13 protein-coding genes and 2 pseudogenes are annotated in these 14,435 nt (G+C 38.1%); 5 read left to right on the top strand and 10 right to left on the bottom strand.

The genetic code is table 11. The features are described from left to right. Positions 1-49: 49 nt before the first annotated feature. Entirely contained in the window at positions 50-1,861 is a 1,812-nt protein-coding gene (gene glmS, locus EEI45_RS04080; RefSeq protein ID WP_125164247.1) for a glutamine--fructose-6-phosphate transaminase (isomerizing), read from the bottom strand. Positions 1,862-2,179: 318 nt separating this feature from the next. Between glmS and EEI45_RS04075 the strand changes: the two genes are divergently transcribed. Both EEI45_RS04075 and EEI45_RS09185 read left to right on the top strand, forming a co-directional pair. Next, on the top strand, positions 2,180-2,689 hold the full coding sequence (locus EEI45_RS04075; protein WP_228410546.1) for an alpha/beta fold hydrolase: 510 nt from the start codon (positions 2,180-2,182) through the stop codon (positions 2,687-2,689). Then, complete coding sequence (locus tag EEI45_RS09185) at positions 2,662-2,955, top strand: hypothetical protein (RefSeq protein ID WP_228410545.1); 294 nt, start codon at positions 2,662-2,664, stop codon at positions 2,953-2,955. The genes EEI45_RS04075 and EEI45_RS09185 overlap by 28 nt, the downstream gene beginning before the upstream one ends. A gap of 55 nt (positions 2,956-3,010) precedes the next feature. On the opposite strand, the pseudogene EEI45_RS04070 reads toward EEI45_RS09185, so the two are convergent. The 9 genes and pseudogenes from EEI45_RS04070 to EEI45_RS04040 all read right to left on the bottom strand — a co-directional run bounded on the left by EEI45_RS04070 (position 3,011) and on the right by EEI45_RS04040 (position 11,292). Then, a pseudogene (locus EEI45_RS04070) lies at positions 3,011-4,145 on the bottom strand (IS3 family transposase). Positions 4,146-4,218: 73 nt separating this feature from the next. Beyond that, positions 4,219-4,761 carry an ECF transporter S component gene (locus EEI45_RS04065; RefSeq protein WP_125164246.1) on the bottom strand — a complete coding sequence of 181 codons (543 nt, stop codon included), beginning with the start codon at positions 4,759-4,761 and terminating at the stop codon, positions 4,219-4,221. Between the two features lie 98 nt (positions 4,762-4,859). Next, on the bottom strand, positions 4,860-5,882 hold the full coding sequence (locus tag EEI45_RS04060; RefSeq protein ID WP_125164245.1) for a LacI family DNA-binding transcriptional regulator: 1,023 nt from the start codon (positions 5,880-5,882) through the stop codon (positions 4,860-4,862). A gap of 95 nt (positions 5,883-5,977) precedes the next feature. Continuing rightward, entirely contained in the window at positions 5,978-6,562 is a 585-nt protein-coding gene (locus EEI45_RS09180) for a hypothetical protein (RefSeq protein WP_228410544.1), read from the bottom strand. A 39-nt stretch (positions 6,563-6,601) separates the two neighbouring features. Next, entirely contained in the window at positions 6,602-6,865 is a 264-nt protein-coding gene (locus EEI45_RS09175; protein WP_228410543.1) for a heparinase II/III domain-containing protein, read from the bottom strand. 11 nt (positions 6,866-6,876) lie between these two features. Continuing rightward, a complete protein-coding gene (locus tag EEI45_RS09170; protein WP_228410542.1) occupies positions 6,877-7,893 on the bottom strand; it encodes a heparinase II/III family protein in 1,017 nt (338 codons plus the stop codon). 64 nt (positions 7,894-7,957) lie between these two features. After that, positions 7,958-8,755, bottom strand: coding sequence for a PTS system mannose/fructose/sorbose family transporter subunit IID (locus tag EEI45_RS04050; RefSeq protein ID WP_125164244.1), 798 nt, complete (start codon positions 8,753-8,755; stop codon positions 7,958-7,960). Beyond that, entirely contained in the window at positions 8,742-9,539 is a 798-nt protein-coding gene (locus tag EEI45_RS04045; RefSeq protein ID WP_125164243.1) for a PTS mannose/fructose/sorbose/N-acetylgalactosamine transporter subunit IIC, read from the bottom strand. The genes EEI45_RS04050 and EEI45_RS04045 overlap by 14 nt, the downstream gene beginning before the upstream one ends. A 52-nt stretch (positions 9,540-9,591) precedes the next feature. Further along, positions 9,592-11,292 (bottom strand): PTS sugar transporter subunit IIB, encoded by a 1,701-nt coding sequence (locus tag EEI45_RS04040; RefSeq protein ID WP_164503753.1) that lies wholly within the window; start codon positions 11,290-11,292, stop codon positions 9,592-9,594. Positions 11,293-11,565: 273 nt separating this feature from the next. Between EEI45_RS04040 and EEI45_RS04035 the strand changes: the two genes are divergently transcribed. From EEI45_RS04035 to EEI45_RS04025, 3 genes and pseudogenes are all read left to right on the top strand, one after another. Further along, positions 11,566-12,543, top strand: coding sequence for a bifunctional 4-hydroxy-2-oxoglutarate aldolase/2-dehydro-3-deoxy-phosphogluconate aldolase (locus EEI45_RS04035; protein WP_125164242.1), 978 nt, complete (start codon positions 11,566-11,568; stop codon positions 12,541-12,543). A gap of 13 nt (positions 12,544-12,556) precedes the next feature. Further along, a complete protein-coding gene (locus tag EEI45_RS04030; protein WP_125164241.1) occupies positions 12,557-13,579 on the top strand; it encodes a sugar kinase in 1,023 nt (340 codons plus the stop codon). 14 nt (positions 13,580-13,593) lie between these two features. Next, positions 13,594-14,388 (top strand): annotated as a pseudogene (locus tag EEI45_RS04025) (gluconate 5-dehydrogenase). Positions 14,389-14,435 lie beyond the last annotated feature (47 nt).

Raw genomic sequence — 14,435 nt, 5'->3', positions numbered from 1 at the left:
ATTAATGTCTACTTTTGTTTGACAACTCCAGAAGGATACGTTTTTTTTGTTATTCTACGGTAACTGATTTTGCCAGGTTTCGTGGACAATCGATGTCGCAGTCTCTGATTTTTGCACTGTAATAGGCAAACAATTGATGTGCAATAATGCTGATAAACGGCATGGTTTTATCATCAACCTTTGGCACGACGAACACATCATCACAAAAACTCGAAAGCATCGGGTCGCTGGTCATCAACAGAAGTTGACCTGATCGTGCTTGCACCTCCTGTAAATTGCTCAGGGTTTTTTCTTTAGTATCCATTTGTGTTAAGGTCACAATTGAAAGTACTTTTGGATCAATAAGAGCAAGGGTTCCATGTTTTAATTCCCCTGCCGGATAAGCATCACTCATAACATAAGAAACTTCTTTGAGTTTCAGCGATGCTTCAACCGAGGTTGCGAAGTCCAGTCCACGACCTAAGAAAAACACTGAAGAAATCCCCAAGTATTTTCGTGCGAGCGCTTGAATGTCATCTTTTTGTTCAAGCAGGTCTTGTTGTGCACGAATACATTGTTGAAGCATCACAAGGGCTTGATGTGGATGTTTCGATTCTTGAAGTAATAATGTAATAAGATACAACAATGCGATCTGTGCCGTGTAGGCTTTTGTACTCGCCACAGATTTTTCAAACCCCGCACATGTATAAATACACACATCGACCTCGCGTGCGATTGAAGACCCTTGAGTATTCACAATTCCAAGCGTCTTAATTCCTTGCTCAGAAACCATGCGTAAACAGGCAAGACTATCTGCCGTTTCACCACTTTGCGAAATAAACCATGCACAATCTGCTTCACCGAGCTTTAAAGGATAATAACGGAACTCACTTGCTGTATGAATCATGACTCGATAATCTGTTTCAGCTTCAATCCAATACTTTGCGCATAACCCTGCATAAAGGGCCGTTCCACATGCAATAATGTGGATGGTTTTAATGTTTGTAAAGAAATCACACGGGATGGGAAAGGAAACATTTAACGAACCCTCATCATCAGCTTGTGTATAAGTTTTTAAAGTTCGGTCAAGTACATCGGGTTGTTCATGTATTTCCTTAAGCATAAAATGCTCAAACAATTGTCGATCGGATGATTCTTGATTCCAATTCGCAAAATGAATTACTTTATCTTTAACTTCGATACCATCGGATCGGTACACCACAAACGAATCCGACTCAACACGGACAATTTCACGATCATCAAGAAGTATATACTCATTGGTATAACTCAAAATGGGTGACATATCCGACCCAAGAAACATTTCATCTTTTCCAATAGCTAAACACAATGGACTGCCGTGCCGAACACCATAAAGAACATCCTGTTCGTTTAAAAACATGATCGCAAAAGCATAACTACCACGAATCCGGTCACACAGTAATTCAATGGCTTTTTGATTTGAGATTGATTGCTTTATTAGATAATCCAAATACTTGGCCGCAACCTCAGAATCTGTCTCTGATACAAAACTGTAACCAAGTGCTAATAATTCTTCTTTCAACTCTAAATAATTTTCAATAATGCCATTATGTACCAACACTACATTTTCTGTGCCATGTGGGTGCGCGTTATTTTTAGATGCACGACCATGCGTTGCCCAACGCGTATGACCAATACCACAGGAAGGTTCACCTTTACGAGCTGCTTCAAGTTGCATTTCTAAATTCTTAATTTTTCCTTTTTCTTTATACGTTTTTATTTTTTTTCTTTCTTGAATCGCTAAACCAACTGAGTCATACCCTCGGTACTCTAAGTGGGATAATCCCACGCTTAAAACGTCGACAGCATTACGCGTGCCAACATATCCTACAATTCCACACATATTATATATCTCCTATTATTTTAAGATTATGGTTGATAAGGGATTTGTTCTATTTGTCCTTATCTTACGATTCCATATAACCGAAGAGGCATCCGCCGAAGTCTCGATTCTCCTCTTTCCTCGTCGCTCAATATGAGCCAGGCGCTTGTATTCCTAAAAAACCTCCTTTCGATTTTTATTTTACCATACTCTTTTTTATCCTAATAATTTTTTTTCTTAAACAACTACATCGTGTAATTTAGAGAACTTAATCATTCTTTGTGTTTTATTACAAAGAGTTTGCTATAATGTGGATATTGTAATTTTGGAGGTTACACAATGTCTTATTTCAATTTTATGGGGCATGAGATCTTTTATGAAGAATTCGGTATGGGAGACCCCTTGATTTTCCTACATGGTAATGCATCATCATCTGATGTATTTAAACCGATTATTGATTTATATAAAGATGACTTTAAAGTCGTTCTCATTGATTTTTTAGGTTATGGAAAATCTGAGCAGATTGATACATTCCCACTTGATATTTGGGCTTATGAGGCTGCTCAAGTTTTAGAATTGATTCATATTAAAGATTATCGAGATGTAAAATTAGTTGGAATGAGCGGTGGTGCAATTGTTGCAGTGAATATTGCACTCAAAGAACCCGGACGGATTCATAAAATCATTGCCGATAACTTTCAGGGTGAATCATCAAGCCCGCAATTTCTTGAATCGCTTGCACGTGAGCGTCGCAAGTTACTTTCCAGTATACCCGGAAAGTTTAACCTCCGAAGAATTCATGGAAAAAATGGCATACAACAGTGGTTAATGAAACCAATGCAATCTTAGAATTTGGGAATACACCCTACTTCGATGATTTGAGTAACCTACGTGCTCCCCTTCTTTTAACGGGATGTCGTGATGATCAGCGCATTCGTAAATGTCATTACATCCAAATCTATAATTGTTTACTCAAAAAAGTGCGTCACACATCGATCTATTTATTTAAAAAGAGTAAACATCCCGCAATTTTGGCTCATCCCGAATCGTTTTCCGATTTGGCATACCATTTCTTCGATGACGATGACACCATTCAAATATATAAAGTAGAATAAAAAAACAATCAGTTTGGAACTGACCTAGTTCCTTGGGACTAAAGAAAAAACCAAGTTAGGATGAAGTTAACCGATAATTTACGGGAGATTGATATCCTAGCTTTTCTTGTATTCGATTTTCATTGTAATATTTTAAATAGTTTATCACAGTTTGTGATACAATTTCAGTAGAACCCTTTAGTTCTGGGTTTAATTCGAATGTTTCACACTTTAGCGAGGCATGAAACGATTCGATAGGAGCATTATCAGCGGGTGTACCCTTACGGGACATACTCATGGTAATGCTTTTATTTTTTACTTTGAGTTGATACTCTTTTGATGTATAGACACTCCCTTGATCAGAATGAAGAATACATGGCTGAACGATATCCGGAAGTTGATTTAATGTATCAACCACACATTCTAGGTTTTGTCTGTCACTCAATGTAGACGCAATAATCTCACCATTATATAAATCCATGATCGTAGATAAATAGAGCATCTTATGGCCATAAGGGATGTAAGTGATATCTGTCACCAATTTCTCTAGAGGACGTAGTGATTTAAAGTCGCGATTAATGATATTGGGCATAATGATCTTCGGATTTTGTTTTTCGATACCGTTTGACCTAACACGGCATTGACATTGGTGTTTCTGCATTATCTTTTGAACAGTGTTCTTATTGATAATTCTTTCTTTCGAATTAATGCAGTTATTTTTCGATATCCATAACGAAATTTATTTTCTTTACAAAGTTCAATTACTAATCCTTCATTGACAGAATAATTATTAGACTCTAGTTGCTCTTTTTTAGTCCAACGGTAATACATTGACTTAGGTACCCCAAAAAGATTCAAGATATCTTTAAGAGATACAGTGTTGCGATACTCTTCAACGAGCTTGATGATTATTTCAGGAACCACATCCTTTCTCTTTCCAAATACTTTTTTAATAGTTCAATTTGTTGCTCCAAAGATTTAATTCTAAGTCTTTGTGTTTCTTCGACCGTGTCTCCTTCAGGCCCTTTTCCAAAAGTATATTGCTTGCCTACAGGTTGAGAAAATCGATAGTGTTCACCATTTCGATACCATCTCCACCATGTTTTGACTTGTGTTACATTTTTTATTCCAAGTTCAGTCTGAATAAACCTGCTTGAGTAGCCTGCCAATTTCATTTCTATAACTTTCATCTTTGTCTCATAGCTATGCATAGTTCGGTTCCCATATAAAAACCTCCTATATTGAACTATTTTACAATAATTCTCATACAAGAGGTTTTTTTCTTTAGTCCCACGGAACTAGGTCAGTTCCGATCAAGGTGTTTTTTTTAGGATTTAAGGTTGAAACAAGCTTAACCATTCTTGGATAGTAAAGGGTCGCTAAGACCGCCGCAAGAAGTCCTTGGAACACATCACCTTTGAAGGCAATAAGCATCGCACCCCAACTTTGCGCAATCCATACAGCCACAAAGCCATACATCACCATCATCCATAGCCCTGCCAAACAGAAGGGAATCCAACGTCTTGAGGATTCTAGGTGATGTCTCAAGCCATACAAAATCACAACTTCACCTGCTTTAATGACCAAGGTAAAAGGCGCATAAAGGGCATAACCTGCGAAAATATCTGCAAAAGCACTTCCAACTCCCGCAGCAAAGAGCGCATAGGGAAACGGCACTACAGCCATTGAAATCATAATTCCAAAATCACCGAGATTGAGATAACCTCCGGTTGCGGAAGGGATTTTTATCATCATCGTGACCACAGTAATCAGTGCAGTCATCATTGCGGTAAGCACCATCCATTTTAAAGTGTTTGATTTTTCCATAACATCCTCCTCTTTATTTCCTATTATAGCATTCTCACGCTTTTCAATCTTAGCTATTAAACTCATTTAATATAAATTAAGGTAAAAAAAAGAGACCTCTAAAGAAGATCTCCTTGGCATGTTGATTCTTGCCAGTTAATATTACATTTAAGAATTTGATTTGGTGCTTCCATATAGTCGCCTTCGATCCGATCAATCAAAATCCGTGCTGCTTGATAGCCCTCATCGTATGCAGGTTGGACAATGGTCGTGACAGATGGTGATGCAACATTGGTCCACTCTGTATTATCAAATCCAAGTAAACCGATTGTGGTAGGAATCAAATTCCGTAATTCTTTCAATCCCATATAAACAATGGGTAACAGCCAACAGTTGGCTGCAAAGATCAATGTTTTACGGTTTAACATAATATTATTGCTGATAATTTCTGTAATTTCTGCGGGTGTGACATTGTCTGACACAATTTGCATATTACATTGTTTGCCATTTAATGCAAGTGCATCAATAAAGCCTTGTGAACGTTCTTGACGGGTTGAGAGAATACTTGGATCTGCGGTTAGAAGAATAAACTCTTCATACCCAAGTTTCATCATTTCCTCGGTCGTTTCTAAAACAGCTTCATAATTATTCGTTTTTACCCAAGGGTTGTTTTGAACATTCGTCTGTGAATCAATAAAAACAATCTCCTTATTTTGAGAACGAATTTTCTTAATCAATTTATGAAAACTTGTTGTTGGTTGAACAATAAACCCATCAACACCCATCGCAAGCATTCGATTGACATAATTCTCTTCGTTTTCGATATCGTAGTTCGTATTCCCTACGATAAGTTGATATTTCCCCTCTTTTGCTGCTTCATCAATTCCTTTAACAATTTGATTTGCAAATGCATTGGTGATATCACCGATAATTACACCGATGAGTTTCATGCTTTTTGCATTTAATGAGCGCGCGACCACACTGGGACTGTAATTTGTTTCCTCAATGACTTTCTCAATGCGTTCGCGTGTTTCCGCACTCATTTTATCAAATTTTCCGTTCAAGAAAAATGAGATGGTGGTTTTCGATGTACCCGCCAACGAAGCGATTTCTTTAATCGTTAACTTCTTTTCCTGAGTCATGTTTAATTCCTTTCATCAACTTATTCTTTTTTTACATCATAACGTACTTATTATATTACTAAGTAAACCGATTAACAAGTTGTTAGCGCTTTGATTTAAGCGCGCATTACCTTTTGTCCGAAGCGATTTGAGCGTACAACACATTTCGCGTGGAATGGTTTTCCATTACAGTACATAATTTTTTTCCCTTGCCAAATCTCTTCGTGAAGCACACAAACCTCAATCACTTCATCATCATTTTCAAAAGCATACGCGCAACCTCGTTCATCAGCGATGGGCGTCTCGCCATTTTGAAGAATGGGTAGACGTGTTACCGTCCACTTTGGATCTACAAAGAGTGTCACGTTTACACATGCATCCACAAAATCCTGTTCTTGGACTAAAACAGAATGTGTTGATTCCTTATTGTATGTATATGAAATTACATCTGAAGCCACGGTGATCGGACTTGTACTCAATACATTTAATTTCGATTCATCTTCAAACTTTATTATACCATTTTGATACAGTAATGATTCATCTAAGTGATACTTCGTTGTAGCAACATGATTTCCTTCAGCTTTAACTTCATCGACAATCATCCAAATACCATCATCAATAACAATCAATTTGCGTTGGTGCACGGAAGTATCCGAAACCACAACGCCTTCATAGTAATGGAAATTTCCCTCATGACGCACATAATTTTTAAGTGGTTTATAAAAAGAAGCATACGTCCATTAGGTATCAGGAATTGCGGAAGGCTTTCCATCGAGAATAACGGTATTATGACTTTCCATGCCTTTAAGGTGCATGCGACGTGGGTCATATTCACGATAAGTTAAACGCCCTGGATCAAACAATACAGGTTTTCCTTGGAAATATGTTGAAACATGGAGATTATCTGCATGCCCGTGTCCACTTCCTAAAGACCCATTCGTAAACCTAGTGAAATGGGCATCCGAACCCCAATCACTTCGCGTGGTAAAGATACCACTATCCACGCCATCGTAGTTTAAGGAAACTGGAACTTCCGTTTCAATGCCTCAAAAGCATCCTGCATCATTACGCCGTACGCATAACAAACCTCAAAATCAAGCACATCATGAGCTTTTGATTTATACATTGGATTTTGTAACGCTACAGCGCAATACCCCAAAATGCCACCTAAAACCGTTCGATCACTATCCCCAAATGCCACAATATCACCCTGTGGGGTTGCTTGATAATAAAGCGCGTATGCCATTTGATCAAGTGTTTGCTTTAATCCTTCTTGGTCTTTCACATACGGTAACGCCTTGAGTCCATAATTTAGAACTTCGACGTGATACATCGTTGACTGTTCCCAATGCATACCATCTGGATATACTTGAATCTCAAATTGGGTCTGTATTTCTTCATGAACCCATGTTTTAAAGTCTGTATCGGCATCGTGTTTAAGCCACCCCAAATACTTGGCCAAAACACAGGTTTGAATACTACCCCAATTACTCAAGGTGTACTTGGTTAAATAGTGTTCTTTAAGATAGTTTGCTTGCGTTTCAAGACTGGTTTGAATGCGTGCAAAGACATCCTCATCTAAAAGATGATACGCCTTTAAATAAGGGCATAAATCCAACCAATTATTCATCCGCATCGCAGTATCCAGAGTACGTGTAGAGGGTCCTGAAGTGAGTGGTGTATGTGCATCAATCCAATGCAACACTCGATCTTTGGCATGGTTTATATACTTTAAATCGTCCGTTAAAACGGTCGCCATTACTAATGACGGAAGATAATCCATTCGATTCAACATAAATATCCACTCATCATCGCCATTTGGTGTGGTTGTCCATCCAAATGGATTTAAGGTGTAAGGTGTATCACATGGTTCCATATCCCAATCACGAGTGAATGTAAAGATATTCATCATCAGTTGATCTGCATAAGCGACCACTTCTTTTTCCTTAAAATTATACATTGATTTTAAGCGTTTGAGATCAAGGACGTTCGATTTGTGTTCAATTGTTTGATATAAAGAATTCTTTACCATCTTATGTTCTCCTTATGAATAAAAAAGAGAACTACTTATCGAAGTAGCTCTCTAAAGTTAAATACTAAGCTAAGATTCCGAAGAAGCTTAAGGCAACACCAAGTATTACTGTAAGAATAACAAGTTTGTATGTATTCCAACCTTTTTTCTTAATTAGGTAGTACATTAAACCTGTATAAAGCATTGGTAACAATGCAGGAGCAACTTTGTCTAAAAGACCTTGGATGTTAACGGTTGATTGTTTAACACCTTCTTGGATTTCTCCAGCTGCGAATGAAATATCAACTTTCATCTTAACAAATGTAGCTGCAAGACCTGAAATAACTGTAACACCAACAATGTTTGCTGCTGTTGAGATTTGTTCCATCTTTTCACTTAATTTATCAATAATGCTTGTACCAACTTTATAACCATAAACACCCAGTCCGTAACGAATACCGAATAATACAGCGTTAATAGTGATTAAGAATAGAAGCGGAGCAATTGAAACACCATCCATTGCAAGTGATGCAAAGATTGTTGAGAAAAGTGGTGCAATCGCAAATTGTGATAAGGAATCACCGATACCAGCAAGAGGACCCATTAAAGCCATCTTGATTGGACGTCCTGAGTCAGCCATTACTAAGTGTAATGAAGTAATGAAAGGAAGTAATTGAGGGTTTGTGTTATAGAATTCACAGTTTGCACCAAGTGCTGCTGCGAAATCATCATCGTTTCTATGTACTTTTCTTAATGCTGGATAAAGAACTAAAGCATAACCAAGACCTTGGTAGTTACTGTAGTTAAATCCGTTTTGTAAAAAGTATGAACGTGCTGTTGTTTTAAAATAATCTTTTTTTGTTAATTTATTAGATCCAGTCATCGTTACCTGCCTCCACTTCTGTTCCTGATACATTTACTGTGTTTTGTGAATCATTGTATTGTTTTACTGCAAAGATAGCACCTACTAGAGCACTACCGATAACTGGTAATTGGAAGTAAGCTGCACATACGTAACCTAAGATTACGAAAGGAATTAATTCTTTCTTAACCATTACAGATAAGATCATTGCGAATCCAATTGCAGGTAACATACCACCAGCAACGTTTAAGCCTTTTAATAACCATTCTGGAATTAATCCAACAAGTTGTGTTAGAAGTTCCATACTGTAAGCACCTAAGAATCCTAATAGGAAACCTACGATAGCAAATAGTAATACTGTAAAGTTTGTAGTCATACGGAATTTCTTGAAATCTTTGTTTTCTAATGCTTTTGCAGCACTCTCAGGAGCACCAGCACGGATTGTGTAAACAAATGTTTGTAAGAATTGAATTGCAACAGCAAATGGAATTGACAATGCTAATGCACTTTCAGGTGTAATTGAAGGGTTTGTAATCGCCATCAATGTACCGATGATACCAGGACCGATTGGGTTAGGTGGAACAGTTCCTCCGGCTCCAACACCGAATCCCATAAATGCTAATTCAGAAATAGCACCAACTTGTAAAGCTGTTTGAAGTGCACCTGGGTGACTTCCGTTTAAGATTAACCCAACACCAAATGCTAAGAATAAAGCACGGTTTGAGTAGATACCCCATAACATACCTGCGTAACAGAATGCAGTCCATAGACCGATTAGTATCGCTTGAAATAATGTAATATTCATTATTAAATTCCTCTCTTTTCCTTTTAGAAATAAATAGTTATTGCCTTAATGCTTAAATATATTTACGGATGTCAACTGGTGCTGCACCGTCTCCACCATTAGGTGTTGTTTGAGTGTTGAAAGCAATATCTTTTGCTACCATTTTTCTTAGGCAGTCTTTATCATCTTCACCTAAGAAGATTGAACGTGTAACTTTTTCTTTGCCTTCACAATTGTGAATGTTTCCAATATTGATCTCTGAAATTGGAACACCACCTTCAACTAAACGTAAAGCATCTTTTGTATCTTTCACAATCAAGAAAATGGATTGTTGTGGAGACGCTTTATGAATAACTTCGATAACTTTGTCAACGGGGAAGAAACGCATTGCAACTGATTTTGGAATTACAGTTTTCATGAGTGTCTGAGCCATGACATCTTGTGCAGCTTCATCATTTGCCACGATAACGGTGTTAACGCCAAGTGATTTAATCCAAAGCTGACCTTGACCGTGAACGAGACGTTCATCGATACGTGTCATTACAATATTTGGAGTACTCATAATTTTACCTCTTTCTTCCCAATACAATTCCCAGTCTTTATAAAGACGCATTAGAGCTTCTAGATAATAGTAGTCGCCCCAGATGTTTCCTTCATCCACACCTTTTCCACTGTGCCATGAATAGACACCGTGATAAAGCACTGGATTTCCTGGTTCATGTGTTGTTTTTGTATAGTTGTCGATCAACGATCTTAAGATTGTGTGTGATGCTCCCTCATACACAGTTTTAAGTTCATCATTTTTCATATATTTGATCATTTCTAGCATACCACATACTGCAATCGCTGCAGCACTTGAATCGCGTGATTGGTTATCATCATCTGTAAAGATGAGATCCCAATAACATACGAAATCTTTTGGTAAACGGTTTAAGCAATAATTTGTCATTCCTTCATGCAGTGGGAACACTTCGTCTTCATGTGTATAACGATAGTTTAATGGAATACCATATACACCCCAAGCTTGGCCTCGTGCCCAGGATGATTCATCATTATAACCTTGACGTGTTGCTCGACGTACTGGACCACCTGTTTCAGGATCCATGTAGAATGTGTGGAATGCACTTGCATCATCACGAATTACGTATTGACAGCTTGTGTAGAAATGACGCTCTGCAATATCCGCATATTTGTCATCACCCGTAACTTCTGTTGCCCAATATAATAGTGGGATGTTCAATAAGCAATCAATAATGAAACGGTAATGCTCAGGATTGTTATACTCGCCCCAGGCTTGTATAAATTCTCCCTTTTCTTGCCAACGGGTAAGGAGCTTATCAGCCGCTAAAACAGCAGCTTCTTTCGCTTTTTCAGAACCTGTTAGTTTGTAACTTGCCACACATGATAATGAATATAGGAATCCAAGATCATGGTGATCAATTTCAATATCATTTACAACACGATGGTGGAAAGAATCAACATTTTTATCTGCGAGCTCACGATACTTCTCATCACCTGTGTATTCATACGCCAACCACAATAGACCGGTCCAAAATCCGTCTGTCCATTCGATATTATCGATGATCGGATATTTCAGATCTTTTGTTGCTGACCATGGGAAGCGCTCACCAATGTGCTCCATATTGAGATCAATCTTTTTAATGGTATCTTCAATTGCTTGCTTCACTTCTTCTTTTGTAAGCAGTGTTGCATTCTTGAAAATATCAATATCGCGGATTGGCTCAATGGTCACTTGCTTAATATGCTTTTCCATGTAAGTACCTCCTTGAAAAACGTTTATAAACTGGTTTACTGGACATACGCATTATAGCCCTTGAATTTTGTCATGTCAACGGTTTTTTTTAATAAATCTAACCGCTTTCATGTGAAATTATCATTTTTTTCACAATTTAGTCCTTAATATATAGGCGAAACATTATTTTTTTGGTAAACCAGTTGACAAAACCGGTTTACTCACCTATTATTGTCTTAGCTGGTTTGCTAGAGACCGACTGGACATTGGTCAAAATAAAAGGGAGACTACTATATGAGTGAAGTTTTAAATAGAGTTGAAAAAATCGGTATCGTTCCCGTAGTTAAAATAACTGAAATCGAAGATGCGTTGCCAATGGCACAAGCACTTTATAACGGTGGCATCGATTGTATGGAAATCACATTCCGAAGTGAATTTGCGTTCCCCGGAATCGAAATCATCGCTAAAGAATTACCAGATATGTTAATTGGAGCGGGTACCGTCTCATCAGTTTCCCAAGCCGAAACTGCAATCAAGGCTGGGGCACAGTTCATTGTAACACCTGGATTTAATCATGACGTTGTGAAATGGTGTGTTGAAAATGATGTTCTTGTATTACCTGGAATTTCTACAGCATCAGAACTTGAAACAGCAATCTCTTATGGATTGACAAACGTTAAGTTCTTCCCTGCAGAATCAAGTGGTGGTGCTAAGAAGATCAAAGACCTCAGTGCACCGTATGCTGACATTACATTTATGCCAACAGGCGGAATTAATGCTAAGAACATGCATGATTACTTAGCTTTACCTTGCATTAATGCTATTGGTGGTAGCTTCATGTTGCCTGCTGATGCGATTGCAGCTAAAGATTGGGATACTGTTGAACGCCTAAGCCGTGAGGCAGTGGATGCATTGTTATCATATGAATTAATTCATATTGGTTTCAATAACAACACTAGTGAAGAAGCCAAAGAAAATGCTGAAGTATTATGTAATTTGTTTGGATTTAAGTATTATGGAAAACCTAAGAGTCATTTCGCAGGTCGCGGTTTTGAATTCCTAAACTCAGTTGGACGTGGTGAACACGGACACTTTGGAATTTACACACCTTCCCCAGAACGTGCTCTTTATCAATTAGAGAAAAAAGGCATCCATGTTGTAGAAGATACAATTACTCGCAATAAGAAAACAAACAAAATCAACTTTGCATACTTAGATAAAGAAATCGCAGGATTTGCCATTCATTTGATTAATCCTGACGTAAAGATGTAGAGAGGGTATTTAAATGAAAAAAGTAATTACATTTGGAGAAATTATGCTTCGTCTTGCTCCAGAAGGTTACCTCCGTTTCTCGCAAGCTGATCGATATCAAGCGACTTACGGTGGTGGCGAAGCAAACGTTGCCGTTTCACTTTCAAACTTTGGAGTGGACGCAGCATTTGTAACAAAATTACCAACACATGCAATTGGACAAAACGCTGTTAACGATTTACGTCGTTACGGTGTCGATACAAGCAAGATTACACGCGGTGGCGATCGTGTTGGTATCTACTTCTTGGAAAAAGGTGCTTCACAACGTGCAAGTCAAGTTGTTTATGACCGTGCACATTCCGCAATCGCTGAAGCAACACCAGAAGATTTTGATTGGGATGCAATTTTTGAAGGATACGACTGGTTCCATACAACAGGAATCACACCTGCTTTAGGTGAAAACGTAGCCGAGATTACACTACAAGCTGCAAAAGCAGCTAAAAAACACGGTTTAACTGTAAGTTGGGATCTTAACTTCCGTAAGAAGTTATGGAGTAATGAACAAGCAAATAAAACAATGGGTGAATTAATGGAGTATGTTGATGTTGTCATCGCTAACGAAGAAGATTCACACGATGTATTTGGAATTTCAGCTTCAAACACAGATATCACAACAGGTGAAATCAACCATGATGGTTATATTGATGTTGCAAAACAACTTCACGAGCGCTTTAACTTTAAAGCAGTTGCAATCACATTACGTAAAAGCATCTCAGCAAGTGATAACAATTGGTCAACAATGCTTTATACAGGCGATCAAGCTTATTTCTCAAAGAAATATAACGTTCGTATTGTAGACCGCGTTGGTGGTGGCGATTCATTGGGTGCTGGATTAATTTACTCCATGCTCAATGATTATGCACCTCAAGATGCAATTGAGTTTGCTACAGCAGCGAGCTGTCTAAAACACTCTGTAGAGGGTGATTACAACCGTGTTACTGTTCAGGAAGTGGAAACACTTGCTAAAGGTGACGGTTCAGGCCGTGTACAACGATAGGAAAGGAATTAAATATGAGTAACTTTAAAATGGAAAACTTCCGTTTAGACGGAAAAATCGCTCTTGTAACAGGAGCATCATACGGAATTGGTTTTGCTTTAGCTCAAGGATATGCTGAAGCAGGCGCAACAATCGTATTTAACGATATTAATCAAGACCTTGTAAACAAAGGACTTGCAGCATACGAAGCAGAAGGCATTAAAGCTCATGGTTATGTATGTGACGTAACAAATGAAGAACAAGTTACAGCAATGATCAAACAAATTGAAACAGAAGTTGGAACAATCGATATTCTTGTAAATAACGCTGGAATCATCAAACGTGTACCAATGATCGAAATGTCTGTAGAAGATTGGCGTCAAGTTATTGACATCGACCTTAATGGACCATTCATCATGTCAAAAGCTGTTCTTCCTTCAATGATCGAAAAAGGACACGGTAAAATCATTAACATCTGTTCAATGATGAGTGAACTTGGACGTGAAACAGTAAGTGCTTATGCTGCTGCTAAGGGTCGTTTAAAAATGCTTACTAAGAATATTGCATCAGAATACGGTGAACACAATATTCAATGTAATGGAATTGGACCTGGTTATATTGAGACACCTCAAACAGCTCCATGACGCGTTGATGGACATCCATTCAACAGCTTCATTATTTCAAAAACACCAGCTGCACGTTGGGGTAAACCAGAAGATTTAATGGGACCTGCTGTATTCTTAGCTTCAGAAGCATCAGACTTCGTAAACGGACACATCCTTTATGTTGATGGTGGTATCTTAGCTTACATTGGTAAACAACCAGCATAGTTTAAAACCAAAACGATGTATCGAACGCCACGTGGTGGACACATCAC

Source organism: Erysipelothrix piscisicarius (genome assembly GCF_003931795.1).
Classification (GTDB): domain Bacteria; phylum Bacillota_I; class Bacilli_A; order Erysipelotrichales; family Erysipelotrichaceae; genus Erysipelothrix; species Erysipelothrix piscisicarius.
The sequence above is the reverse complement of the archived record's forward strand: the minus strand, read 5'-3'. Positions and strand labels throughout refer to the sequence as shown.